General features: G+C 41.6%; 24 protein-coding genes. 2 read left to right on the top strand and 22 right to left on the bottom strand.

The window, feature by feature from the left end:
• From AAHB15_RS15350 to dapA, 6 genes are all read right to left on the bottom strand, one after another.
• Positions 1-686: FadR/GntR family transcriptional regulator (locus AAHB15_RS15350; protein ID WP_342042752.1), on the bottom strand; the 686-nt coding region annotated here is incomplete at its 3' end.
• 136 nt (positions 687-822) lie between these two features.
• Complete coding sequence (locus AAHB15_RS15345) at positions 823-1,950, bottom strand: glycerate kinase (RefSeq protein WP_342042751.1); 1,128 nt, start codon at positions 1,948-1,950, stop codon at positions 823-825.
• A 65-nt stretch (positions 1,951-2,015) separates the two neighbouring features.
• The gene (gudD, locus tag AAHB15_RS15340) at positions 2,016-3,368 is read right to left on the bottom strand and encodes a glucarate dehydratase (protein WP_335575563.1); all 1,353 of its coding nucleotides are present in this window, start codon (positions 3,366-3,368) and stop codon (positions 2,016-2,018) included.
• Between the two features lie 466 nt (positions 3,369-3,834).
• Complete coding sequence (garR, locus tag AAHB15_RS15335) at positions 3,835-4,722, bottom strand: 2-hydroxy-3-oxopropionate reductase (protein WP_342042750.1); 888 nt, start codon at positions 4,720-4,722, stop codon at positions 3,835-3,837.
• Positions 4,723-4,935: 213 nt separating this feature from the next.
• Entirely contained in the window at positions 4,936-6,261 is a 1,326-nt protein-coding gene (locus AAHB15_RS15330) for a gluconate:H+ symporter (RefSeq protein ID WP_342042749.1), read from the bottom strand.
• Between the two features lie 25 nt (positions 6,262-6,286).
• A complete protein-coding gene (dapA, locus tag AAHB15_RS15325) occupies positions 6,287-7,183 on the bottom strand; it encodes a 4-hydroxy-tetrahydrodipicolinate synthase (RefSeq protein ID WP_342042748.1) in 897 nt (298 codons plus the stop codon).
• A gap of 563 nt (positions 7,184-7,746) precedes the next feature.
• On the opposite strand from dapA, the gene AAHB15_RS15320 reads away from it, so the two are divergent.
• Complete coding sequence (locus AAHB15_RS15320; RefSeq protein WP_342042747.1) at positions 7,747-8,790, top strand: CdaR family transcriptional regulator; 1,044 nt, start codon at positions 7,747-7,749, stop codon at positions 8,788-8,790.
• 369 nt (positions 8,791-9,159) lie between these two features.
• Here the strand turns inward: AAHB15_RS15320 and AAHB15_RS15315 are convergent, their stop codons facing one another.
• From AAHB15_RS15315 to AAHB15_RS15305, 3 genes are all read right to left on the bottom strand, one after another.
• Positions 9,160-10,884, bottom strand: coding sequence for a putative bifunctional diguanylate cyclase/phosphodiesterase (locus AAHB15_RS15315; protein ID WP_342042746.1), 1,725 nt, complete (start codon positions 10,882-10,884; stop codon positions 9,160-9,162).
• Positions 10,877-10,999, bottom strand: a complete 123-nt coding sequence (locus AAHB15_RS15310) for a hypothetical protein (RefSeq protein WP_342042745.1) — start codon at positions 10,997-10,999, stop codon at positions 10,877-10,879. The genes AAHB15_RS15315 and AAHB15_RS15310 overlap by 8 nt, the downstream gene beginning before the upstream one ends.
• Before the next feature lie 296 nt (positions 11,000-11,295).
• Positions 11,296-11,736, bottom strand: a complete 441-nt coding sequence (locus tag AAHB15_RS15305) for a DinB family protein (protein WP_335575224.1) — start codon at positions 11,734-11,736, stop codon at positions 11,296-11,298.
• Positions 11,737-12,125: 389 nt separating this feature from the next.
• Between AAHB15_RS15305 and AAHB15_RS15300 the strand changes: the two genes are divergently transcribed.
• The gene (locus AAHB15_RS15300; protein ID WP_335575223.1) at positions 12,126-12,608 is read left to right on the top strand and encodes a sigma-70 family RNA polymerase sigma factor; all 483 of its coding nucleotides are present in this window, start codon (positions 12,126-12,128) and stop codon (positions 12,606-12,608) included.
• A 59-nt stretch (positions 12,609-12,667) separates the two neighbouring features.
• Here the strand turns inward: AAHB15_RS15300 and AAHB15_RS15295 are convergent, their stop codons facing one another.
• The 13 genes from AAHB15_RS15295 to AAHB15_RS15235 form a co-directional block, all read right to left on the bottom strand.
• Positions 12,668-13,843 (bottom strand): Ig-like domain-containing protein, encoded by a 1,176-nt coding sequence (locus tag AAHB15_RS15295; protein ID WP_342042744.1) that lies wholly within the window; start codon positions 13,841-13,843, stop codon positions 12,668-12,670.
• A 47-nt stretch (positions 13,844-13,890) separates the two neighbouring features.
• Complete coding sequence (locus tag AAHB15_RS15290) at positions 13,891-14,289, bottom strand: C39 family peptidase (RefSeq protein WP_335575220.1); 399 nt, start codon at positions 14,287-14,289, stop codon at positions 13,891-13,893.
• A 49-nt stretch (positions 14,290-14,338) separates the two neighbouring features.
• Complete coding sequence (locus AAHB15_RS15285) at positions 14,339-14,773, bottom strand: hypothetical protein (RefSeq protein WP_342042743.1); 435 nt, start codon at positions 14,771-14,773, stop codon at positions 14,339-14,341.
• A 193-nt stretch (positions 14,774-14,966) separates the two neighbouring features.
• Positions 14,967-15,596 (bottom strand): FMN-dependent NADH-azoreductase, encoded by a 630-nt coding sequence (locus tag AAHB15_RS15280; RefSeq protein WP_342042742.1) that lies wholly within the window; start codon positions 15,594-15,596, stop codon positions 14,967-14,969.
• A gap of 224 nt (positions 15,597-15,820) precedes the next feature.
• A complete protein-coding gene (locus tag AAHB15_RS15275) occupies positions 15,821-17,272 on the bottom strand; it encodes a YfcC family protein (protein ID WP_342042741.1) in 1,452 nt (483 codons plus the stop codon).
• A 249-nt stretch (positions 17,273-17,521) separates the two neighbouring features.
• A complete protein-coding gene (locus tag AAHB15_RS15270) occupies positions 17,522-18,235 on the bottom strand; it encodes a GntR family transcriptional regulator (RefSeq protein WP_335575216.1) in 714 nt (237 codons plus the stop codon).
• A gap of 79 nt (positions 18,236-18,314) precedes the next feature.
• Positions 18,315-19,130 (bottom strand): fructoselysine 6-kinase, encoded by an 816-nt coding sequence (locus AAHB15_RS15265; protein WP_342042740.1) that lies wholly within the window; start codon positions 19,128-19,130, stop codon positions 18,315-18,317.
• A 17-nt stretch (positions 19,131-19,147) separates the two neighbouring features.
• Positions 19,148-20,116 (bottom strand): SIS domain-containing protein, encoded by a 969-nt coding sequence (locus AAHB15_RS15260; RefSeq protein ID WP_335575214.1) that lies wholly within the window; start codon positions 20,114-20,116, stop codon positions 19,148-19,150.
• A 146-nt stretch (positions 20,117-20,262) separates the two neighbouring features.
• A complete protein-coding gene (locus AAHB15_RS15255) occupies positions 20,263-20,691 on the bottom strand; it encodes an OsmC family protein (RefSeq protein ID WP_342042739.1) in 429 nt (142 codons plus the stop codon).
• A gap of 372 nt (positions 20,692-21,063) precedes the next feature.
• Positions 21,064-22,392 carry a hypothetical protein gene (locus AAHB15_RS15250; RefSeq protein WP_342042738.1) on the bottom strand — a complete coding sequence of 443 codons (1,329 nt, stop codon included), beginning with the start codon at positions 22,390-22,392 and terminating at the stop codon, positions 21,064-21,066.
• A 39-nt stretch (positions 22,393-22,431) separates the two neighbouring features.
• Positions 22,432-23,274 carry a hypothetical protein gene (locus AAHB15_RS15245; RefSeq protein ID WP_342042737.1) on the bottom strand — a complete coding sequence of 281 codons (843 nt, stop codon included), beginning with the start codon at positions 23,272-23,274 and terminating at the stop codon, positions 22,432-22,434.
• 217 nt (positions 23,275-23,491) lie between these two features.
• Complete coding sequence (locus AAHB15_RS15240) at positions 23,492-24,904, bottom strand: DUF4153 domain-containing protein (RefSeq protein ID WP_446715870.1); 1,413 nt, start codon at positions 24,902-24,904, stop codon at positions 23,492-23,494.
• A 32-nt stretch (positions 24,905-24,936) separates the two neighbouring features.
• Entirely contained in the window at positions 24,937-25,236 is a 300-nt protein-coding gene (locus AAHB15_RS15235) for a hypothetical protein (protein WP_342042735.1), read from the bottom strand.
• Positions 25,237-25,408: the final 172 nt, after the last annotated feature.

The raw sequence follows: 25,408 nt of genomic DNA, 5'->3' as shown, positions 1-25,408 counted from the left end.
CCTTTCAGTACCTTCTGACGGACGTAATCGAGGTGGAGGTACATTTGGTGGAAGGCTTCAAAGGGGTCTCGGTTAGCGAGTGCTTCATAAATCGCCGTATGATGGCGGACAGTCCGCTCCGGTTCACGGACCTTAATCTCACTATTAATCTTCACAAGCGTCACGATTAATGAATCAATCATCCCTTCGACAATCGGATTATCGGCACTTAACGCGATAATGCGGTGAAATTCCATATCGGCTTCCCCATAGTTACCATCTTGACAATTCTCGATGATATCAATCGTCTGCTTTAATCTTGCGAGCTCTTCCTCACTAATTTTCTCAGCCGCCATCGTGATGAGCCCTAACTCCAATGCCATCCGCGCCTCTACCAATGCCTGCAGATTATCATGTGCTAACGCCAGCATGACCGAAAAGGGGTGGCTGCTGATTTTATTATTAAAAAATGTCCCCTCCCGCGTTTTACGGGTTATAACGCCCAGGGACTCTAAGGAACTAAGCGCCTCACGCAGGACCGGACGGCTGACATCTAAGATCTCCAATAATTCCATTTCTGTCGGCAGCCTATCACCTGGTTTGAGCTGACCGCTAATTAATAGCTGGACAATACTTTCCATTACCTGCTTTGATAATGTATGACGCTGAACGATTTCAACATTTATTTTTTTCGAAGGGTCTTTCATATTAGGCTCCTCGGGTCACAATCTGATTTGTAATCTCTTCCATTATTACCTTAAATGAAAAAAGGTTCAAGTTACAAATTCCACCTGGGCTCTTAAAAAAATAGCCGCCAAGAAAAACTTGGCAGCATCATCAAATTTATACCTTTAATACTCGGCAGATATTTTCTGCTGCAAACTCAATATTGGCCTCTCCAGCTTCCAAAGCATCCTCTAAAGAGGTCACACCCGTCAAAATACCAATAATCGCCGTAAACCCGTTCTCATACAAAGGCTCAACACCTTTGCCAATTCGGCCGGCAAACGCAATCACCGGGATGGAATACTTCTTTGCAATCTTCGCTACGCCATATGGAGTCTTCCCAAAAAGTGTCTGCCCATCAATACTGCCTTCCCCTGTAAACACATAATCCGCACCTTGGACGCGCTCCTCAAGGCCGGTATACTCTATCACAAGGTCGACACCCTTTTTCAACTGAGCATTTAAAAAGGCCATCAACCCAGCACCAAGTCCACCGGCTGCTCCGGCACCCTCCATATGAGCGATATCCTTACCCAGCTGCGCCTTCATTACTTCCGCAAAATGAGCTAAATTTTGATCAAGGACCTGCACGACCTCAGGAGTTGCCCCTTTTTGGGGACCAAAAATCGCGGAGGCGCCGTTTTCACCAATTAACGGATTGGTCACATCACAGGCCACGTCCATTTTGACATTTTTTATTCGTTCATCCAAACCGCTTACATTAATCGTATGAAGCCGTTTCAAGGCACCGCCGCCAAAGACAAGCTCTTCACCATGTTCATCTTTAAAGGAAACACCCAGTGCCTGAAGCATTCCTGCCCCGCCATCATTTGTTGCACTGCCGCCGATTCCGATTAAAAACCGGCTGACACCCTTGTCCAATGCATGCTTGATTAATTGTCCGGTTCCAAATGTAGTCGTCAATAGAGGATCGCGGTCTTCAGGTTTAAGTAATTCCAATCCACTTGCACTTGCCATCTCAATAACAGCGGTTTGCCCTTCTCCCAAGAGACCGTATTCGGCAATAACTTTCTCGCCTAGCGGTCCAAGCACCTCCGTCTTGATGATCTCCCCGTTTGTCATACTGACGAGAGATTCGACCGTACCTTCCCCGCCGTCAGCCATCGGAACAATCACACATTCCGCATCAGGAAAAACCTTCCGGACCCCTCTTTCCATTGCAAGGGCAGCATCTTTCGCCGTCATACTCTCTTTAAACGAATCAGGCGCTAGTACAAACTTCATAACCATCTGTCCTTTACGGTTAATTTGAAAAAATATTTACGACAAAGGGGCTTACACCTTTCTTTTTATCGAACCAAACATGGGCGCTTGTTGTCAAACTTCCAGCCAGGGATGTAGAATTGCATTCCGACAGAGTCGTCACGCGAGTTTAATCCCATGTTGTTATATAATTCATGAGCCTTCATGATTTGATCCCTATCAACTTCTACCCCTAAGCCTGGCTTATCGGGAATCGTTAAATGTCCGTCAACAATTTGGAATGGATCCTTCGTTAAGCGCTCAATGCCTTCCTGCCAAATCCAGTGTGTATCAATCGCCGTGATTTCACCAGGTGCTGCTGCTGCAACATGGGTAAACATCGCAAGGGAGATGTCAAAGTGGTTATTGGAGTGAGACCCCCAAGTTAGGCCCCAATCATTACACATTTGCGCTACACGCACTGAACCTTGCATCGTCCAGAAGTGCGGATCCGCAAGCGGGATATCCACTGATTGCAGGGAAATCGTATGACCCATCTGCCGCCAATCCGTAGCAATCATGTTGGTTGCAGTTGGAAGACCTGTTTGTCTTCTAAACTCAGCCATCACTTCACGGCCTGAATATCCATTTTCAGCACCACAAGGATCTTCCGCATAAGTTAGAATTCCATGCAAATCTTTGCAAAGCTCAACTGCTTCTTTCAATGACCATGCACCATTTGGATCAAGGGTAATTCTTGCATCTGGGAATCTTTCTTTTAGTGCCTTAATCGCTTTAATTTCTTCTTTCCCTTCTAACACGCCGCCTTTAAGTTTGAAGTCTTTGAAGCCATAAAGGGCTTGTGAAGCTTCAGCAAGACGGACAACCGCTTCAGGAGTTAACGCTTCTTCATGGCGGATGCGGTACCATTCTACTTCAGAATCAGGGTTGCTGTAATAAGGAAGATCCGTCCGATTGCAATCGCCAATGTAGAACAAATAACCAAGGGTCTTTACTTTGTCGCGCTGCTGGCCTTCACCTAGAAGAGCAGCAACTGGAACATTTAAGTGCTTTCCTAAAAGATCAAGCAATGCAGCCTCAATCGCAGTAACAGCATGAATCGTAATCCGTAAATCAAACGTTTGTAAACCGCGGCCCGCTGAATCACGGCCAGCAAATTCTTTTCGTACCTTATTTAAAATATTGTTATAGTTACCTATTGATGAACCGATTACAATCGCTTTTGCATCCTCAAGTGTTTTCCGAATTCCTTCGCCGCCTGGTACTTCACCAACACCGACATTTCCAGTGTTATCTTTTAAGATGACAATATTCCTTGTAAAATAAGCGCCGTGTGCACCGCTAAGATTTAATAACATACTGTCATGGCCGGCCACCGGATATACTTCCATTTCTGTCACAACTGGAGTAGCGTTAATAACTTTCTCAACTGTATTCATGGGGATTTTCTCCAATCAAAATGGTTTAGTTTTTAAAGAAAAGCGCAAGCGCCTTGGTCAGCCCCGATATAGGGCGACTTGTCGACTGGCCAGCGAAGGCAAAGCCAGAGACTAGTCGCGCTTAATGCGTACAGAAAGCAATAGCTTTCTGTAGCCAAGCACAAGACGAGCCGGCCGAAAGGTTGCTTTATAACCCTTTGGACGGATTGAACTAAATGTGGAGGCGACTGCCCTGGGACGAAGGCATAAGACGGCCACTGCAAGAAGGCGCTTTTTGCCTTCTTCAGGGGATGGCTAGACTTGCGTCCCAAGGAGCCGCAACTGGATAAGCTTGTGACCTCGAGGGGCTAGGCGCTGGAGCTGGACAATTCTCAAAGTCAAAAAACTTTTATACTTTCTTCCTTTTAAAAGGAGAGAACACATAATTCTAATTATTGGTGCGTTCTCTATGTGTTTTTCAATCTATTTAACGAGAAATTTCAACGTTAGCTAACTTTTCATAGTATTTTAATAGACTGCTGTGGTCTTCAAATTCATGACCATCTACTTTCAGTGCATACATCATTTCTAATACAGCTGCTGTTAACGGAGCTGGAGCACCGAACTCATGGCTCGTTTCCATTGCGTTTGTTAAATCTTTAATGTGTAAGTTGATTCGGAAACCTGGGTCGAAGTTACGATCTAGCATCATTGGCGCTTTGGCATCTAATACTGTGCTTCCAGCTAAACCGCCGCGAATCGCTTGATAAACAGCTTCTGGATTTACACCAGCTTTTTGCGCTAACACGAATGCTTCCGAAACAGCTGCAATGTTTAAGGCTACGATGACTTGGTTAGCAAGCTTTGTGACGTTACCTGCACCGATTTCACCAACATGGACAACCGATCCAGCCATTGAGGCTAATACCTCTTTCACTTCTTCAAAAACTTCTTTCTTACCGCCAACCATAACAGAGATGGTTCCATCAATTGCCTTTGGCTCGCCGCCGCTGACAGGAGCATCTAACATTTCAACGCCCTTTTCAATTAATGAACGATATACTTCTTGAGAAGCAGCTGGTGCGATGGAACTCATGTCAATGTAAATTAATCCATCACGTGCGCCTTCAATCAGCCCGTTTTCTCCCAATGCAACAGCTTTTACGTTTGGAGAATTTGGAAGCATCGTGATGACGATATCTGCTTTTTCAGCGATTGCCTTTGGCGTTGATTCTACTTCAGCTCCTAGTTGTTCAAGTTCTTTGACTGCCTCTTTATTAAAATCACTAACGATTAACTGGTAACCAGCTTTGATCAAGTTTTTGCTCATCGGCTTACCCATAATTCCTAATCCAATAAATCCAATTTTCTTCATAATCTACTTCACTCCTACAAATTTTTTTATTAAAAGAGAGTACAAGATTGTACTTTTCTTATTTAGATAAGTGTCTAGCTCCAGCGCCCCCCAGCGACTAGTGTAATTCGCTATTTATGCGCTTCCGCTTTTCTATTTTTGATACCATAGCGGGCAGCAAACTCCCAATGGGATGAGATAATTGATGATTTACTGCCCGGTTGACTCAAAAGATTATCCGATAAAAATATTAAGAATTAATACACCGGCTAATCCCAAGATAGAGAGCGCGGTTGTATAAGTCGTTCTAACCTTAATGGCCTCACCGACAGATAGGTTGAGATACTCTTTAAACATCCAGAAGCCAGGGTCTGTTACGTGTGAAAAAGCAATACTGCCGCAAGTTACAGCAAGAGTCATCAATTCTAAGCTAATACCAGAGGCTTGAGCGATTGGCAGCACCACACCAGCGGCAGTCATAACCGCTACAGTGGCAGATCCTAGAGCAATACGTAAAATAGCAGCGATTAACCAAGCAAGGATAATTGGTGAAATATCCCACCCATTTGTTAAGTCTTTGATATAATCAGCAATACCACTGTCTACCAATACTTGTTTAAATGCACCGCCGGCCCCGATTACAAGAATGATCATAGCCATTGGCTTCACGCTATTCGAGCAGGATTGCATAACATCCTTCAATGAACGGCCTACCCGTCTTCCAAGTAAATAGAAGGAAAGCAACAGGGAGATCATTAAGGCAATGGTCGGTGAGCCAAAGAATTCCATCATATGTCTAAAACCATTTTTTTCTGGTAAAAACACTTCACAGACGGCAGATGCGCCAATCAGAATAACAGGGACAAGAGCTGCTGTAATACTAGCCAAAAAGCTTGGCATCTCTTCTTCTTTAAAAGTTTTCGTGCTCCCGATTCCTTCTGGGATCATAGGATTCATCTTTTTAATAAATGGCAATCTTGGCCAGGCTAGTGCGATGAAACAACCCACAGGAATCGCAATGATTAGACCATACAATAATGTTAAGCCCATGCTTGCACCGAACGTATTGACAACAGCTGCCGGTCCTGGGTGCGGCGGCAGGAAGCTATGTGTAGTCGATAAACCAATCGATGTTGGAAGGGCTACCCAAAGTAAATTTAATTTAGTTTGACGGGCTACTGTGAAAACTAACGGAATCAATAACACAAACGCTACTTCGTAGAACATTGTAATCCCGAGAATGTAAGCCGCAATCAACATCGCGATTTGAACTCGTTTAAGTCCCATCTTGTTTATCAAGGTGGTAGCAATCCGTTGGGCTGCTCCAGCATCCGCCATAACAGTACCTAACATCGCTCCAAATCCTAAAATCAAAATCAATTCATCAAGCTGACCGCCGATTCCTCCATAAATGGACTCGAGTAATTTGTCGGCAGGCATCCCTTGGAGAAAGCCTACAAATAAAGCAGCAATGATTAAAGCAATAAAACCGTTCATTTTTAATGGCATCATTAAAACCAAAATAAGAGCAACCGCTAATGCAACATAAACTAATGGCATAGTCTTTCTTCCTCTCTTGGAGAAATTAAATGGTTTGGTATAACTCTAAATCTTTTAAAACATTGGCCAATAATTGCTTACTTTCTGGATTCATCTCTGCTGCAGGAGCAAATGCATAGCCCACATCTATTCCTACCATTCTTAAACCTTCTTTTAACACAACTGGGAATGTTGCTTTGTCCACGGCTAAGCGTAACGGAGCCAGTTTAAACTGCAATTCTAGTGATTTTTGATAATCGCCGGCCACAAACGTATTGTAAATATCTGCTACTAATTTAGGAGCGATATTTCCTGTGCTCGCGATGGCACCTGTGGCACCGTGACATAAACCTGCATAAATAAGTGTGTCGCGTCCAAGTAAAACGGAAAATGATTCGCGAGGAGTTACCCTTAAGTACTCAGCCGTTTTCGTCATATCTCCGCTTGAGTCTTTAATTCCAATAATGTTGTCTACCTTACTGAGTTCTTCACAAGTTTTCACATCAATTTTTACTTGGGTACGAGCTTCGTTCCCATAAAGAATTATGGGTAAGTTTGTTGACTTGGCAATTGCTTTAAAGTGCTCGGCTAACTCCGTTTGGGTTGGTGACATAAAATATGGAGTAAGGACAGATAATGCTGACACGCCGCCAATTTCTTCAACCATTTGAGCTGTTTGAATACAGTCTCTCGTGGTGATTTCACTAGCCCCACAATAAACAGGAACTCTTCCAGCAGTGTGATCCACGGTTACTTCCACGACACGGCGTTTTTGCTCAGGTGTTAAACCGTAAATTTCTCCGCTCGATCCTAGAATAAATAATCCATGGACACCGCCTGCAATGGTGTAATCGATGACATTTCGTAATGCTTCTTCCATCAATTGACCTTTTTTATCTAATGGTGTGACTAATGCAGGGATAACCCCTTTTGGCTTAAACATTCGTAAAACTCCTCCCAGCTTTTAAGATTCTTGCTTTGGAAAAAGATAATAAAATAGCTGCATTTGTGAATCCCTTCACATATTCTGTTTTTATAAAAGATTATTATTTTACGACAAACCCTATTTCCAACTTCGTAATCATAATAACCTTTATTCTGTAAACAAATATGCGAATGGTATGACAAATTAATGACATGTAATGATTCATTCTTTGAGTTCGCGAATCACTTCACATAACTATCGTAAACGGTTTCGGTGAAAATATCTTCGTTCAGTTTGATAAAGTTTAACTTTTTGTTTTTAGTCATTTGACCAAAAATACTTTTAATATGTGTCAAAATAGTGAATATTTATCAGTCAAGTGACTAACTCTTGACGTTTTATCAGACGTATTAAAAACTTTTTCTTTTATTTTTAGTAACCGTTTACATTATTTATTGTATAATTGTCTTACAAATAAATCATCATTCAAATTGCTAATAATCGCTGTGTTTTTTTGGGCAAATAAACAAATATTTCAAAGAATACTTTAAGCCGAGTAAAAATGGATGGAGGGAACCCAGGTGAAAATCAACCAAGCTCTAGCACAAGTGATCGCCGATAAAGTAATGAAAGTCATCCCCTATAATGTCAATATCATGGATGAAATTGGGGTAATTATTGGCAGTGGCGCCCCTGAAAGGATCGGCACCTACCATCAGGGAGCGGTTTCTGCGATCGAGCAGGGAACCATCATCTCGATTTATCATTCGGAAGGAGACTCCCAGCCAGGAGTCAATATGCCCATCCATTTTCGCAATAAAATAATCGGCGTCATCGGAATCAGCGGCGACCCCAACATTGTCGGTCCGTTTGCAGAATTAGTCCGGGTTACCGCTGATCTTTTAATCAACCAGGAATTTCTTTTTAGGGAACGGCGTATTCAAGAGCAGATGAAAGAGGAATTTTTGTATCAATGGGTGTTCCGCAGCGAGGAATATGACCCCGGGATGATCAGCAGCGGGGAAGCGATTGGAATTAATTTAACTTTAGAGCGTAAGGCCATTGTGGTAAAAGGCCATATCCCAAAGGAACCCTATCTGTTAGAGCAGGAGTTTTCTTTTCGGCTCAACCAAGACACCATGCTTTTTGTGGTCCCAAGTGATAGTGAGGTGGTGAAAAGAATCGAGGCGATCCAATCCTCTGATAAGATAAAGATTGGTATCGGCAGCAGCTATACCAATGTGTCCAAGTCCGTTCATGAGGCCCGGCGTGCAATTGAAATTGTGGAACGGATGGAGCTTCCGCAAGCGATTTGCGTTTATCAAGAGCTAAAGTTTATTGACTACCTAACCAATAAAGATATCTCGTTTACAGAGATCACTGATTTTTATATGGAACTTGATGAACATCCTAAAGGGCAAGAGCTGATGGAGACCTTGATTTGCTATATTAAAAACAGCGGCGACATGAATGCCATTTCGAAGGAACTTCATATCCATCGAAACAGCTTGGCTTATCGATTGCAAAGGATTGAGGTCCTAACCAATAAAAATCCGAAAAACTTTATGGACTTGTTCCAGCTTTTCACGGGATATATCCTTTATAAAATGCAAAAACAGCCATAATATCGCGGGGGTTCTTGTGGGGTAAAAAAGGAAAAAGTCAATCGGATCCATTGACGACCGTCTTTGGATTTTTCGAACAGTTTAAGTCGTCAATCACGGCTATTGACAGGCAGAAGCGACAATGACTGAAAAACCCTTGATATAACAATAAAAACCCCCTAAGCTGGATTGTTTAGTCCAACTCAAAGGGGGTCACTTCAGATTTTTAAGAAAAGCCCATCGCTAATTCCTTGAACCCCGGTTCCTTTTCGCCATTCGATGATTATGCCCACTGTCATCATAATAAGCTTAATAGTAATCCCAGAAAAATGACAATACAAGATTTAACCAAGAATAAGTTTAATTCTAGTTAACAATAGTTGTTGCTAACTAGAGCTTTACCGCGTATATATGGTTAGTAAAACTCTCGACCAAATCCTGCGAAATGGGCCTGCTAAAATAGTAGCCTTGCATTTTATCACAGCCAATACTGCATAAGTAGTGATATTGCTCGAATTCCTCCACCCCTTCTGCCACCACATTCATGCCAAGGTTTTTCCCCATTGCTACCAAGGAGCGGCAAACCGACTTTTGGCTGGAATTATGGTGAAGGTCCTGGATAAAGGATTTATCGATTTTGATCGTATTAAACGGATACTGGACTAGATAACTAATCGACGAATAGCCGATGCCAAAATCATCTAAAATGATATCGACCCCAAATTCCTGCAGCTCTCTCATCGTGGTTAGGGTCTTCTCAACGTTCGTCATAGCGGTTCGTTCCGTAATTTCTATTTTTAAAAATTCGGCTGGCAGCTTGTACTGTTTTAACGAACGTTTAATCGTTTCGATAAAAGTATCTTGATGGATTTGCTGTGCGGGAACATTTATGGAAATATAAAAAGGGGCTAACCCCTGATCCATCCAGTAACGGCGTTGGCGGCAGACGGTAAATAACACCCAATTGCTCAGTTTTATGATTAGGTCCGATTCCTCGGCAATTTGGATAAACTCCCCCGGTGAGATATTCCCCAGAACCGGATGCATCCAGCGAAGCAGTGCCTCCAAACCGATAATCTCGTTCGAACCTACATCGATAATCGGCTGGTATTCTAAATACAACTCATCATGTTCGATAGCCCGGTGAAGATATTGTTCCAGCAGCATTTTTCTAGATAGGCTTTTGGACATACCTGTTTGATATTGCTGGATTCCTGTTTTATTTTCTTTTGCCAGATACATGGCATGGTCGGCCCTCATCATGAGCACATCCGCTTCGAGGCCATGGTCTGGAAAAATGCTGGTCCCAATACTGACAGCAAGGCGATATTCATGGTCGACTATTTTGATTGGCTGCGCCATTACCTGACTAATTCTTGTAGCCATTTCTTCTAATGCCAGGCTATTGGTCAGATTTTTTAATAAAATCACAAACTCGTCCCCGCCCTGACGCGAGATAATATCGTCTCGCCGTAGATTCTCTTTTAACCTTTTGGCCATCGTTTGAATAAATTTATCGCCCATTTTGTGCCCCAGCGAATCATTAATGTCCTTAAACCGGTCAATATCAATAAATAAAATACCGACAAAGTGATGGTTATTTGTTGCTTCGATAAGGGCCTTTTGGAGCTCCATTTCTAATTTCCTTCGGTTTGACAGCCCGGTAAGGGGATCATGAAAGGATAAATACGTAAGCTCGTCCTCCATCTTTTTTTGATGGTCAATATCCATGATAACTCTGTCATATCGTACTAGATGCATGCTTTCATCGTGAACTGAGGATATATAATCAGAGACCCATTTATATCCCCCATGCTGAGTTTGAATTCGGTATTCGAGTTTTGCGGATTGACCATTTCCTATTGAACGCAGTTGTTGCAGGACCCTGTCTTTATCGTTCAGATAAAGAATCTCCTCCCACAAACAGGCATTTTCGATAAATTCTTGTTTGGAGAAGCCTAAAATAGATTGGCACGCCGAGGAAATCTGCAAGGTTTTCAGCGTTCCGGCATCGACTGACCATAAACAAATATTATTTTCATTAAGGATTTTTTCCCAATGGGGTGAGTGAAATGGTGGAGTGATTGGTTTTGTTTTTTCGGCTTGTTTAAGCATGAAGTTCTGGATCCCTTGGACGGCCCCATGAATGAATCGAACATGGGAAATGCAGACTTGACAGAATGGACGTAAAGGAATGGATTAAACCTGAGTGTGTACCTTGATTTCTCATAAAGGGCTCCCTTCATCGGAATGTGGATATACATCTTTATCATAGCGAAATATCCGATTCTCTGCTGTTTGAAATGTCACTTTTTGGGGATGTTTTTTGACAAAAAATAAGGATTTTTGACTGGGAAGGTGACTATACAAACGTTTGATTAGATCTTGGGTTTAGTCTTTTGTGATGAGGATTTTTGTAAGTGGATGATGCACTTTTTGTAGGAATATAGGAGGATTCATACATTTGAGAAAAGAGCCTATTGGACAAATTCAGTTGGAACATGGCACATGTCCAATAGGTTCTTTTTAACGAACAAACGTAATATAATCCAGATTAACAGGTTCAAATCCTTCTTCTCGCAGCAGACGGTTAATTTGCCCTCGATGATACTGCCCATGAAGTGCCACATGCGTGAGAATATCCACAACTGCCGTCGAAAACTCCTCACCAGTACTATTCTTATACACGACTATGTCTGTCTCTGACAAACCTTCAAGAAGTTCGGAAAAACCTTGTTTATTTTTTGCCAAAAGGTTTGAACATTCTTCTAGACTAAGTTCTGTCCAGATTGCTTGAGGATTACTATCCAATCCTTTTATTCGATGTAACCAAACCTCCTCCGCAAGCAAAATATGGGAAAATAATCGTTTCGCCTCGCTGTTCTGATCCCCAGTAGTTTTCAGTGTTTCTAGAATCCGAAGGTTAGCCCAATCCAAATGCTGGTACATCCTTATGATTGTGTCCATACCTCCAACTCCCTCCCTTTCATTTTTGTTACCAAATAATCACCACACCTCTATTTTACAAAATCTGGTGAGTTGAATATAGCTGTGCATGTTATTTTTTATTAAGATTAAAAGTCAGGCCACGACTTAGGAAAAGTTCAGTCTCCCCTTCGAACTAGTCATAGTACTTAACCAGGCAATGATTTGCAGCAGTTAAATTCATATAGAATTCCACTAAAATTTCCAAAATCGCCTCAGAATTTCTTATTTGAGCCACAAAAGTGGTGATATCCTTTCGTTTCCCCTCTCAAATCAGAAATTTTGGAATTCGATGGAAATCGTATTTCTCGGTATGGTAGAGCTACCTAGGAATTGATTGGAACACGCGCGGGTCCCGAAAGGATCTAGAAGTGGATAACTTTTATAATTTAGTAGAACAATATACGCCGATGATTCATCGAATTTTACAGTCCTTATCGATTTACCGTAACCGAGAGGAATTCTATCAAACTGCGTTAATTGGACTCTGGGAAGCACAAAGAGGCTTTAACCCAGAGAAAGGAAACTTCACGAATTATGCTTATAGCTATATAAAAGGGAAGCTCTTACTTGAACTGACCAAACGCTCCCGATATGAAGCTGAAAATGTGTATCCGAAAGAGGAGTATTGGGAAATGGTCGAAGGGGGTTGCTCCGAAATACCGCTTGAGAAGGAACAACTCCTATCCTATTGTGATGGCTTATCGGAAAAGGAAACCAAATGGGTAGTTGCAACCTTTGTGGAGGATTTATCTGTAAAGGAAATCGCTGCCCGCGAGAAGGTTTCAGTTTCTGCGGTGAAACAGTGGAAGATGAGTGCCCTCAGGAAACTGCGTGCCGGGCTTGAGAGTTAGGCTTCGACATGTACTAAAAGGAATAGAGGCCGATTCATTTACGAATCCGCCTCTACATGTTAGTTAGAGAAAGTTACGACTCTTCCAGACCACGTCGTGATCCTGCCGGTTTTCCCCGTTTCCCTTACAGTGATTGTATGCTTTCCATTGCTAAATCCTGTCGTGTTCAGCACATAATGGTAGCCAGCATTACCATTATTGAAATCAGGATATACCTTTTTCACATCTGGTCTGGCATCCCCGTAAACCGCTTGGCCGACGACCTTCCCGTCCACGAGTACCTCGATTTTCGATACACCGCTTTGATCTAATATCCAGCCGGAAATGGTTTTGCTGCCACTGATAGTGCTGCCTGGTGCAGGTTGATCGAGACTGCCTCTTACATTGGAAATCGTGAATGATTTTGTTGGTAGTGTGGACACTACACCGTTTTTTCCGGTTTCCCTAACAGTAATCGAATGCGCTCCATCCCCGAATTTGGTTGTATCTAGGACATAATGATAACCAGCATTAGCATTGTTGTATCCAGGATAAGCATTTTTTACATCCAATCTAGAATCGCCGTAAACTGCTTGACCGACCACCTTTCCGTCTACCAAAATTTCAATCTTGGAGACACCGCTTGGGTCCAAATACCAGCCTTTTACGTTATACTGCCCCTTTGTTTTCTCATTGACTGCTGGAGTATCCAATACTCCTTTTGCATTAGAAATGTTGACAGCCTTTCCAGGTAATGTGCTGGTCCAGCCATTTTTACCTGTTTCCTTTACCGTTATGGTATGTTTTCCATTACTCAATTTCTTCGTGTCCAATGCATAATGGAAGCCCGCATTCCCATTGTTGTAATCAGGATAAGCATTTCTTACATCCGCTCTTGCATCGCCATAGGTTGCTTGACCGACTACTTTCCCGTCTACCAGTACTTCAATCTTGGACACACCGCTCTCGTCTAAGAACCAGCCTGATAGATTGTAAGTTTCATTGATGGTCGTACCTGCACCTGGTTTATCAAGTACGCCTTTTGAAGATCCATAAGTAATGGCCTGTCTGCCAAATTGCTCCCAACCTCTGATGAAGGCCGCTCGGGATACCTTGCGATTTTTAATGTTCGCAAGCGGTTCGTTGAAGTAGACGTAATTTTGGTCATAACCTGTAAGCAGGACACTATGCTCATGGAAGGTCATTCGAATCGGCCCGGTTGGCGTTTGGACCGTTCTCCATTGACTGCTCGGCACCGTATCGAAGGTGCTCGTTGAAATTACCCAGACCGGCTTCCCTTTGCTTAACTGTTTAAAATGATATCAAACGAGCTTCCTGTTAGATCGATGACATTCGTATACCTTTTTGCTAACTGATAGACGGGGCCATGATAAACAGAATACCCGATGGAACGGCCGGTGATGTCCCCAACAAAGCCGGTGTTCGGGTTCCCCCAGTAGGTCGTATTCCCGGATATGCGATATTTTGTCGGGTCTTTTTTCACTTGACTAGCCAGTGTCATTTTCGAAGCATTAATTCCTTTGTAACGAAGCAGCATGGATAAGCTAGTAACCTCGCAGCCATTCTTTAATTCTGGCAATTGTGAGATCAGCGGTACATTTAACGGAGTTTGGGCATAAGAGATGGAAGGTAATAGAAAACTAGCTGTACTTACGATCCCAAGAGTTTGGCCGCAAAACATGCCGACAGATATTCCAACGTTCTATCCACACCCCCCCACTTTAGGCCTATTATTCCTCATCCGCTTCCTCACTTTCCTCCTCAGACTCCTCCTGTTCGTCCACTTCCTGCAATTTTTGTATCTCCTCCGTCAGCTGTTCAAACGCATGGAGCCGAAATTTGGCACTGGCAATCAGGTCGTCGATAATTTGCACAAAGGTCTCATACTCGACTCGGTTTTCGCTGCATTGCTTAATCAGCCTTAAAAAGTCATCCTCATATAAATGATATCTTTCCTTAAACACGGCCGAATCCATCGTTAAAAAATACTCTTCATCCACCACAAACTCGTTAAATATTTTTTTCGTCAACCTTCTCTTGGTAACGTCTATCTCACTTTGGTCCTTTTCATCTTTGTAGTGCTCGGCATCCTCATACTCCGAACACAGCGTGGCATATATTTTTTCAAGCAGCTCAGTAGGTTCTAAATATTTCAATTCAGCCATAAGGGAAATCCTCCGAAACCTCTTTTTCTAAATTATTGCCATATATACTAAAAAACCTACCTTTCAGACAAAGGCAGGTTCCTTAGTATCGTATTAATTTAAAGTAATCACAGTCTCATGCAACTCCATTAATGAAAAAAGCACCCCTTGTAATAAAAGCAAGGGATGCTTACTGTACCTATTTATATTGTTATTAAGCTTTAACAGTTGAGAAACGCTTTGCTACTTCTGCGACTTTAGCTAAGCCTTCAGCAATAATCGTTTGTGCTTGATCTGGAGCAGCATTGTGGCCTTCGATGATCACTTCATCAACGATTTCCATTCCGAATAAACCACCTACCATATTTTTGATATAAGTAGCTGCCATCTCCATTGGAGCTGCTTCAGGTGTTGAGTAAATACCGCCGCGAGCAGTTAGGATAACAGCCTTTTTGTCAGACATCAAGCCGACTACACCAGCTTCAGTGTATTTGAAAGTGAAACCTGCTCCAGCTACATAATCGAAGAATGTATGCAATTTTGCTGGAATTGTTAAGTTCCATAGTGGGAAAGCAAATACCACGACGTCAGCTGCTGATAGAGCATCCATAGCTTTTTGTTTCGCTGCTAAGATACGTTGTTCTAGATCTGTTAACTCTTCGCCTGATTGTAATTTCCCAAAAGCGTTGAATAAATCCTGGCCAAAGTAAGGCATATCTTCTGCAAATACATCATAAGTGGTGACATTCACACCTTCAAGGTTCTCCATGAAAGTCTCATACATTTTACTAGAAACAGCTTCAGAAGCTGGACGGTTGTTTGCTTTTACTACTAATATATTCATTTATATTAAATCTCCTTTTTCATATTCTTGAAAATGATTATCTCGAATTGATAATATATAAAAATAAAACAAATCGCAACAAAAATGCTCAGAAGTTTTATAAAAATACTAGTTATAATTACCTGGTTTTAAAGAGCTATAAATCCCTATGATTATACAAAAATAACATAAACGAAGGGACGGTTCTCCTGCTTCGGAAGCAGAAGAACCGTCCCCTTGCTTTTTTACATCCCAACATAAGCGGAAATGGCTGCAAATACAGCTGAAATTACCCATAATATTGGGAACAACTTCATTATTAATTTGATCCATTGGCCAAAACTGATCCGTGCAATCGCTAAGCCTGCTAGTAGCACTCCACCGGTTGGTGAGATAAGATTCGTTAACCCATTGCCGAATTGATAAGCTGTTACCGCTGCTTCCCGATTAATGCCGACCAACTCTGCTAATGGCGCCATTACCGGCATCGTTAAAGCTGCCTCACCAGATGAAGACGGAACAAAGAAGGTAATTACATTATGAGCAATGAGCATAATTGTCGTAAACGCAAACTTCGGCAGACCTTCCATCATATTGGCAAGTGAATTTAAAATCGTATCGATGATCATGCCGTTTTCCGCAAGAACTAAAATACCACGGGAAAGCCCAATAATAACAGCAGCATAAACAAACTCGCCACAGCCCTTAACAAAGTTTTCCGCTAACTCTTTTTGATTCATCTTAGCGACAAGACCTGAATACAGTCCTAATCCTACAAAAACGGCACCAATCTCCGTCATATACCAGCCTTTAGAAAGAATACCCCATACAATTAAGCCAAGTGCAACCACAAATCCAGATAGAATTAATTTATCTCGTCCAGAAAAAGCAATGTTCTTGCCGCTGTCGGCTTTAATGAAACGTTCACGATTTTCCTTGTCATTTTTATAAACAACTGACTTCCTAGGATCCTTCCTTACTCTATTGGCATACCACATCGTAAAAGCAATCGATACACCGGTGAAGACAATCCACTCTATAAAACGAAGCCACAATTGCGGATTGCCCTCGACTCCGGAAACGCCTTGAGCAATAAGCACTGAAAAAGGGTTCAAGGTGGAACCAACATAACCAATTTGAGTACCTAAAAATAAAATTAAAATAGCAGTAATCGAATCAAATTTTAAAACAAACATCAATGAAATAAAGATAGCGTAAAGGGGAATCGTTTCTTCACTCATCCCGAAGGTAGAGCCGCCCAAACTGAAGATAATCATAGAGATAGGGATGACCAAGATCCCTTTATTTTTCATCCGCCTTGCGAGCGCAATCAATCCCCTGTCAATCGCACCGGTCTGCAAAATGATCCCAAATGCCCCTCCGACAATCAGAACAAACGCGACAACATCCGCAGCATTAATAACTCCTGCCATTGGCGCACTTAATATTCCTGATAATCCTTGGCGCAAGTCTCCATTTTCCCCAACCTTTGAGATTGTGTGGAAGGTTCCTGGGACAATGACCGTTCGGGGTGAGCCGTCTACCGTTACCTCTTTACGGTCAAATTGCCCGCTTGGAATAATCCATGTTAAGAGTGCTACTGCAATAATGATAATAAAAATGAGTGTGTAACTGTGAGGCAAAGCCAACTTTTTTCGCTTTTCGATGACCGTTGGCTGCAATGCTTTTGCTTCCATGGTGGTTCCCCATTTCCTTTTTAAGTTACGTTTTATAACGTATTATCATTAAACCTTTTTATACTTCTCATCAAAGCACCTTCTATCTCATTTTAAATAGCAGTTTATCAGCGGTTTTTTAGATGATATCAGCGGTTTCTTTATAGATATCAGCGATATTACTTAAAGCGCTGTCATTTATTATTTTTGACATCCCCTTAATCATAACGATATAAAACGTCATAACTAAGGGGAAATCGATCAAATTTACTATAAAGTAAATTGATAGCGGTCACCTATGATATACTGCTTCCCTACGTGTACAGGTCGTCCCTGCTGATCATATATAAGCGTTTTCATATAAAACAACGGCTTTCCAATACTTGTTTCTAAAAGTTGAGCCTGTTCCTCATCCGCTAACACCAATTCAAGGGTTGTTTTACCAGATTGATCTGGATGAATGTCATACTTCACTCTTAACAATTCATAGAGTGACCCAGTCAACGTTTCATCTAATAAAAATGAATAGCGATGATAAGGATAATAGTTATTCTCGAGCATTAAGGGACTATCTCCTGCGTATCTCTTCCTTTGGATGTAAATCACTTGTTCATCCTTCTCCAGCTGTAAAGCCTCTCGAAGGTCGGCATCCACTTGGATAACCTCCTTTTTCGTCACCTCACTATGAGAAGTGAACCCATTGGCCTCACAAGCCGCAGTAAACCCCATGACGTGCTCAATTTTACGATCGATTTTTGGCAGATGAACGAAGGTACCTTTCCCCTGCTGTTTAATTAAGTATCCTTCCTTTACCAGCTCTTCTACCGCTTTACGTACGGTAATCCGGCTGACATTGTACTGCTCGCTTAATTCCGGTTCAGTGGGAATTTTTTCGCCCTGCTGGTACGTATCATTTAAAATGGCGGCCTGGATCGCCTTTTTTAATTGTAAATATAATGGTTCTTGGTTTTCTGCGTTTAACATGGTTTACCCCCACTTGTTTATAACGTTATATCACCATTATAACAGAAGAGCAGCAAAGCTTTTACTATACCATAGGGAATTAATATGGAACACCGTACCCAAACGAGCCTTCTACCAAACAACTTTTCGCAGCAAAGGGAGCGGCTTCCATCATAGATGCGGCTATATCATTACTTTTTAAAAAGTGAAGTAAAAAAGCGGTAATGAATGAATCCCCTGCGCCCATCGTATCGACGGCCTTTACGAAGTCCGGTGCTTGATAATAGTGCTCCTTACCATCAAAGGCAATGGCCGGGTCACTGCCGCGAGTGGCGACTAAGATTTGCCCGTCCTTCTTACGATTTGCTTTTAAAAATTGCTCTGTTTCCTCATGTGTGAGGTGGCTGCAGGAGAAGAACGCATAATCGACATATGAGATATTTCGGTCGATTTCTTCTTGCTGAAAATCATCCGAAAAATCAAAGGACAGCGGTACACCTAGGGTGCTTAATTCTTCCATGATATGTCCGGTATGGCTGTACAATCCAGTATGCATGATGGAAAATCCTTTGATATACTCGAGATCCTCTTCCGTTAGCTGGAATGGGTTTTCTCGTGTCACTCCGCCTGAATTGCTTCCTAAGAAAACTCGGTCCCCATCCTCTAGTGTAACTCGGGCACAGCCGTTTTCACCGCGAAAGTGACGGCAATGGGATAAATCAATTTCTAATTCCTTTAATACATTTTCGACATGTTCCGCTTCTTTATCGTCACCAAATGTTCCAAGAAAGGCTGCTTCCACCCCTAATTTTTTGGCAAATACACTAAAGTTTACTGCATTTCCCCCTGGATACATGGTTTTAATATGAACATATTTATCTACGACATTATCACCAATACCTAAAACCTTCATCATATTATTCACCCTCGATTTTAGTAAGATACTTTCCCCATATAACGGCGAGTCTCTAATGGATGATTCCGAACATCAGCTAATGCGGCACGATAGACACACATAATGCTGTAGAAAAGAATCGGGTTAAAGAACTCTACTACTTCATCGGCAATTGTATTGATTCCTAATTCTTTCGCATCGACTACTTCTACTTTTTCAGCGTACTGCCCGAGGAATGTTTTTGCCCTTTCATCCAATGCACGTGTGCGGCCTTCGTTCATTAATAAGATAAATGGAGTTTCTTTGTCGGTTACTTCAAATGGTCCGTGGAAGTACTCACCTGAATGGATCGATGCAGCATTCAGCCATTGCATTTCCATTAGAGAACAAATCGCGAATCCATAAGCATGTCCGTAAGACGCTCCGCTTGATAAGATATAAAATAACTCTTCATCTTTGTACTTATCCGCAAATTCCTTCGTTCTTTCGGCTACTTGTTGTTCACCTTTTTTAATGATTGCGTTGATTTTTCCGATTCCGTTTTGGAATGCTTCATAGTGGGCATATCCTTCTGTAACATGAAGGGTCTCCACTACTAGTTCTAAGATGATGGCCATTGGGTTATTTTTTACATCCGTGTCTGCGCCCCACTCATAGACGAAGGCATGATCAGAATAGCTTAATAATGCTGCTTCATTGTTATGCGTTAAACCAATGGTATGTGCACCGTTCTCTTTTGCTACTTTTGCAGCTTCAACCGATTCTGGTGTATTTCCGCCGTGGGAACATACGATTACAAGGGAATCTTTGTTTAGTCTTTTTGGTGTCGCATGAACAAACTCATTAGCTGTGTAAAGCCCTGTTACAATTTTTCTAGCTTCGTTTTCAAGGAAGTATTTAGATGGATACATATCCACCAACGATCCACCGCAAGCTACTAAATATACTTCGGTAATCCCTTGTTCTGTTTGAGAATTAATCGTGTTAATGACGTTTACTGGGTTCATCTTATTCTCTCCTTTTGTTATAACGTTATATGACGTTATTATTATGTATTAAATATAACCGCTTTCATTTGTGCCGTCAATAATTATTTAAAAAAAATCATGGGGACGGTTCTCCTGCTTTGGAAGCAGGAGAACCGTCCCCATGATCATATTGTCTTTTCCCCTTTAACCCCATTTATGGAGTAGCTGACAGTGATTTCGGCATTTAAGGTATGGGAGACGGAGCAGTATTTGTCTTTTGACAATTGAATCGCACGAATGACTTTGTCTTCAGGTAAGTCACCGTCTAAGGCATAATGGAGGTTGATGTTGGTAAATCGTTTTGGGTGTTCCTCCGCCCGCTCGCCTTCGACATCTATTTGAAAGGAGCTGGGCTCAAGGCGCATTTTATGCAGGATTGAGATAATATCCATTCCGGTACATCCAGCAACAGCCTGGAGGAGCAGCTCGGTTGGTCTTCCTCCCGTATTTTCCCCACCGACCTCCGGAGCGGCATCCAGTTTGATTTCATGGCCTGAGGGGGTCGTTCCTGCAAAGGCCATTTTACCTTGCCAGTTAATGGTTAAATCTAACATCGATATTCCCCTTTCTATTGTTTATTCTTACCAATAGGATCGTTACTTATTTTTATTTTGTTTAAATCGGAATTACTCTAATAACTTTATATGTATGAAGTAGTGAGTAAAGGACAGTTTCCTTGCAGCTCTAAACTATTTTGTCCTTCACCCCAAAAAATAAAGCCCCTTTCGTATGAACGAAAGGGACTCTTTAGTTTATAAATTTAAACCGTAAAATTATTCTTGAGTATCAGCTTCAACAGATGTATCCTCAACTGCAACATCCTCAGGCACAACCGCTTGGACAGCTGAATTTACTGCTGCGTTTTTTTTTTGCTTGTTCGCTAGCTTTAAGAGCCTGAGATTTTACTTAGTTTACTACAGATGGGCTTACTTTTCAGCTGCTACTGCAGCTTCTGCATCAACTTCAGAAGTTACCACTGCTTCATCATCCGCTTCTACTTCGGTTGCTTCAGTTTTTTCTTCAACAGCTACTTGATCTTCATCTTTCACTTCTGGAGCTACTACTGCTTCATCATCCGCTTCTACTTCGGTTGCTTCAGTTTTTTCTTCAACAGCTACTTGATCTTCGTCTTTCACTTCTGGAGCTACTACTGCTTCATCGTCTGCTTCCACTTCAGTTGCTTCAGTTTTTTCTTCAACAGCTACTTGATCTTCATCTTTCACTTCTGGAGCTACTACCGCTTCATCATCTGCTTCTACTTCAGTTGCTTCAGTTTTTTCTTCAACAGCTACTTGATCTTCATCTTTCACTTCTGGAGCCACTACTGCTTCATCGTCTGCTTCCACTTCAACAGCAGGCTGCTCTTCAGAAACTTCGCCATTAGCAAAGATAGCAGAGTGTTCTTTATTTGCATGCTCCCACGCTGATGCACTTGCATGCGCACTTGCTTGAGATTTTGCTTTTTTTGCAGCAGAAGGATTTACCTTAGCCTCATTTTTAACATCTTCTACAGTTGACTCTACATCTTCTTTTTCAACGTCTTCTAAAGTTGATGCTACGTCTTCTTTTTCAACATCTTCCAAAGTTGCCTCTGCTTCTTCTTCGTCTTTCGTTTTTACCACAGCTGTTTGGCCTTTCACGGCTTTCTTAGAATCAGCATCCTTGTCTGCATCGTCATCTTTTTCTTCAGTTTTTACTGCTTCAGCGTCATCATCTTTTTCCTCGGATTTCACTGTTTGATCAGCTTTCACTTCAGTTGATTTTTCATCCTCTTTCACAGACACTTCATCTTCTGTTTTAGGAGTTTCGGCTTTAACTTCTTCTTTTTCAACCTTAGTTGCTTCAACAGGTTCAGTTGTTTGAGCTTCTGCCTTCTCTTCCACTACAGGTTTTTGAACTGGAACTTCTTCAGTTACAGCCTCATCAGTTTTGGTAGGTGTTTTAAAAATAGCAGAGTGTTCTTTATTCGCATGCTCTTTTGCTGTCTCGCTTGCATGAACGCTTGCTTGAGACTTAACTACTTTTTCAGCTTTAGGCTGAACCTTAACTTCTTTTACAACTGGCTTTACAGAAACAGCAGGCTTATTAACATGCTTTTCCACATTTTCAACTTTCACTTGTGCATTTTGTCCTGCTTTTCCATGCTCTAATCCAGCAGCCAGTGTAAAGTGACCTCCAGCAAAAACTCCAAATGACAATGCACCTGCTAATACTAAAGATTTCATAACTTTATTAGGGTTTAAATAATGTTTCATTTTAAAATTCGCTCCTTTTATTTGTGTGTTCCGTAGGCTTTAGCTGCGGGTAACAGTTTTATAAAAAGGAGCTGTTTGCGGTGGTGGTGCTGGCGGTGCATTTACCCATTGGTGATGCTTTAGGGCATACCGGGAAAGGAATGGCTGGACAAGCTTGATCTCATAGTCCTTATTCCACTCAAACCATTTTTCTAAAAAGCTAATTGTATGTAAACCTTGGCTAACACGGTCATTGGACTGGCCGCCGCCTAAACCGCTAGATCGCTGAGTTTGGTTAAGAGTCTGGTCTACTGTTGGAAGTTCTTCCTTTTCAACAGGGACCTTGTCCTTATCCGGCTTCACCGGTACAACCGGTTCCATACGCTCAAACTTCTTAGCCTTGAACTCGACTGGAACAGGCTCATTTGAAACGGTTGTTCTTTTTACCACTTCGGCATCAGTCGGTGTAGAAGCCTTTTTCGCTTCAGGCTCACTTTTTTTGACCTGAATGGTGGGAACAACAGCGGGCCTTTCATTTTGCTTTATCGCAAAATGCCCATTTCCATTTCCTTTTGCCTGAGCAGGCAATGATTTGGGTACTGCGGTTGGTTTTTTAGTGACCGCTTGTTTCGGCCCACGTTGGACAGCTGGAGTTTGTGCTTTACTAGTTGGTACAGTGACCTCAGGCTTTTTTTCCACTGTAGGTTTTGCCTGTTGTGGTTTCGAAGGCACGTTGACCTTGATTACAACATTCTCTGCCTTTTTCAAAGAAGACTGCGCTTCCACCAAATGCGAACTAGCTTGTTCTCTTGGCTCAGGCTTCTCGGCAGATGCTTGGTTTGGCAAAAACAATGCGGCTCCAGCCATAAGAGCTGGTATAATAAACGATCGGAAGTGCAACATCTCACCCCCTTTCCTTAATTGTCACTTTCAATGACAGCATTCGAGGAAATAAAACAATTTTTGACCGCAGTTGCAAGAAACCGTTCTTTCGACCTAAAGTCGTTCAATCTATTTTCCTGTATTCTTGAAAATTACTAATATAAAAATAATTTCCACCACACACTTAAAACCCCTCCAGACTAGGAGGGGTCTAATAATTTGGAGTAAAAAAGCCCTCCTATTTAATTTGAATAAACACAAATAACCCTGCGTTATTCTGGTTATTTGGCTTTTCAATACTTACATTTTGCACCACAATCGTCAGTTTGGCACGCCTGTTTTCCTTTGTGAACATAGCTTCTTCCGCTGTTATCGTGCCCTTAGTTGCATTATAATTATAGAACTTGTCAAAAATTTCTTGAGTATTAAAACTGATAACCTCTTGACCGTTTTCTCCCACTAATTTCAAATCAACCCGTTTCCCTTTTGTATCTTTTAACAGGGTATAAGTTTTACCCTCTTTCTCAAAATCACTAATCTCCTCTTCACCATCGGTATCGGATCTAAAAACAGCAATTTGAATAAATTGATCAAAACCTGCGATATTTATAGGCAGCGGTGGTTCCACCGTCAGATAGACTGACTGGTTTTCATCCCCCGACACTTGATACTCATGAAACCCGAAAGTATCATAAAAATCCTTATAAACATCAAAATTCCTCGGTAACCAAACAATCTCCTTTATATATCCCATGCGGTCTAAGTACTGTACAGTATTGGTAATAATCCTTCTATCTTTTTCAGAAACCGAATCGCTTGGCTTAATTTTATTATTTTCGAGCATATCATACTTTAAGAGCTCATCCTCAAGGGTTGCAATCTGACTGTTACGACTAATGGTAAATGCATCAACCGGAGGAACAATCGAAATGGCTGAAAAAATAATCAACAAGGCCGCAATCATGCCATTTTTCCGTACAGGTAAAAAGCTCAATAAAACACCCGCGATTATAGCAAATACACCAAATAAAATCACATAGTAACGAGTATGTGTAACACCCGTTTCACTTAAACTTATGACCGAAGAGACAATCTGAAAAAGAACAATAGGGATTAATACTTTGGGAAAAACCTTTCTAAAAAAGACCGTAAACTTATTCTCAAGCTCACTAACTAAGATATAAAGCAAAATAACCGTAATAGCATAAGAAACAAGCATCGGTTCAAGTAAGTTATCAGCCCAAAATGCCCCGCCGATATTTTTAAAAATATAGATCACTAAGATGAGTGTAAACACCGCTACTAGTGGGATAAAAATATATGATAGCAGTATTCTCAAAAACGCTGGACAATGTGCAGCTTGATCAATCGTGTCGTCTTTCGCCCTTGAATAATTAGGGATAAGCGATAGGAAGTGCAAGGGTGCAAAAAGAATAAATATAAGGTTAGCAGTATGTGGGTAAGCCGTATAACCAATCTTAAAAATCAGCTCATTAAAGGCTACAAGGATTATCGATATCCCGCCGTAGATAATAGCAGAGAAAAAGAGGGAAATAAAAAATGACTTAAATGTAATCATGAAGCTTTTATTAAAACTGGAGCTGCTTTTGATTACGGGCACCCAGATGAAGGCCCAAAGCAGCGCAAACATGGCCACAACGGTTCTAATTTCAATCTCTGTACTTAAATTTGGAGCTGGTCTAATAATGAAAAAGTATCCCCCGTTAGAATGATAGCCGCTCCCATTAATGCCAGTCGGGACGAAAATGTAGAAAAGAATCGCTCATAACCAACCTGGGCGACAGCACTAAGTATTGCACCAAGGATAAAGGTTAAAAGTAACTTCGTATCATCCTTTTCTGTGTTAATCGAATAGGCATTAGCCACGGCTGCAGCTAATAAAAATAAAGTGGTTAAAGGAAAACGTCCAATGGCATCAGTCAACCCAGTAAGTCCTTCTTTAAACTTTTTCAACCATTTCATCTATTTCCAACCTCCCTTTTTACACACTTCCATTTATTTCTAATAAAATTATATCATGTATCGGTACCCGATATAGGCATCTCCTACTTATTCCTTCACTTTAAAAACTGACAATTTCTATATTATTAGAACCATCTACAGCATTTCCCAAAGGATTTCGACAAACTTCTCT

It is taken from the genome of Bacillus sp. OTU2372, assembly GCF_038440275.1.
GTDB classification, from domain to species: domain Bacteria; phylum Bacillota; class Bacilli; order Bacillales; family Cytobacillaceae; genus Neobacillus; species Neobacillus bataviensis_B.
Note: the sequence above shows the minus strand (reverse complement) of the source record. Positions and strands in the feature narration are given on the sequence as shown.

Bases quoted from the DNA above. Each gene is read 5' to 3' on its own strand.
- AAHB15_RS15345 (WP_342042751.1), bottom strand. From the start codon at position 1,950: ATGAAGTTTGTACTAGCGCCTGATTCGTTTAAAGAGAGTATGACGGCG.
- gudD (WP_335575563.1), bottom strand. From the start codon at position 3,368: ATGAATACAGTTGAGAAAGTTATTAACGCTACTCCAGTTGTGACAGAA.
- garR (WP_342042750.1), bottom strand. From the start codon at position 4,722: ATGAAGAAAATTGGATTTATTGGATTAGGAATTATGGGTAAGCCGATG.
- AAHB15_RS15330 (WP_342042749.1), bottom strand. From the start codon at position 6,261: ATGCCATTAGTTTATGTTGCATTAGCGGTTGCTCTTATTTTGGTTTTA.
- dapA (WP_342042748.1), bottom strand. From the start codon at position 7,183: ATGTTTAAGCCAAAAGGGGTTATCCCTGCATTAGTCACACCATTAGAT.
- AAHB15_RS15315 (WP_342042746.1), bottom strand. From the start codon at position 10,884: ATGCTTAAACAAGCCGAAAAAACAAAACCAATCACTCCACCATTTCAC.
- AAHB15_RS15310 (WP_342042745.1), bottom strand. From the start codon at position 10,999: ATGAGAAATCAAGGTACACACTCAGGTTTAATCCATTCCTTTACGTCC.
- AAHB15_RS15305 (WP_335575224.1), bottom strand. From the start codon at position 11,736: ATGGACACAATCATAAGGATGTACCAGCATTTGGATTGGGCTAACCTT.
- AAHB15_RS15290 (WP_335575220.1), bottom strand. From the start codon at position 14,289: ATGTTTTGCGGCCAAACTCTTGGGATCGTAAGTACAGCTAGTTTTCTA.
- AAHB15_RS15285 (WP_342042743.1), bottom strand. From the start codon at position 14,773: ATGGCTGAATTGAAATATTTAGAACCTACTGAGCTGCTTGAAAAAATA.
- AAHB15_RS15280 (WP_342042742.1), bottom strand. From the start codon at position 15,596: ATGAATATATTAGTAGTAAAAGCAAACAACCGTCCAGCTTCTGAAGCT.
- AAHB15_RS15275 (WP_342042741.1), bottom strand. From the start codon at position 17,272: ATGGAAGCAAAAGCATTGCAGCCAACGGTCATCGAAAAGCGAAAAAAG.
- AAHB15_RS15270 (WP_335575216.1), bottom strand. From the start codon at position 18,235: ATGTTAAACGCAGAAAACCAAGAACCATTATATTTACAATTAAAAAAG.
- AAHB15_RS15265 (WP_342042740.1), bottom strand. From the start codon at position 19,130: ATGATGAAGGTTTTAGGTATTGGTGATAATGTCGTAGATAAATATGTT.
- AAHB15_RS15260 (WP_335575214.1), bottom strand. From the start codon at position 20,116: ATGAACCCAGTAAACGTCATTAACACGATTAATTCTCAAACAGAACAA.
- AAHB15_RS15255 (WP_342042739.1), bottom strand. From the start codon at position 20,691: ATGTTAGATTTAACCATTAACTGGCAAGGTAAAATGGCCTTTGCAGGA.
- AAHB15_RS15250 (WP_342042738.1), bottom strand. From the start codon at position 22,392: ATGAAACATTATTTAAACCCTAATAAAGTTATGAAATCTTTAGTATTA.
- AAHB15_RS15245 (WP_342042737.1), bottom strand. From the start codon at position 23,274: ATGTTGCACTTCCGATCGTTTATTATACCAGCTCTTATGGCTGGAGCC.
- AAHB15_RS15240 (WP_446715870.1), bottom strand. From the start codon at position 24,904: ATGTTTGCGCTGCTTTGGGCCTTCATCTGGGTGCCCGTAATCAAAAGC.
- AAHB15_RS15235 (WP_342042735.1), bottom strand. From the start codon at position 25,236: ATGAAATGGTTGAAAAAGTTTAAAGAAGGACTTACTGGGTTGACTGAT.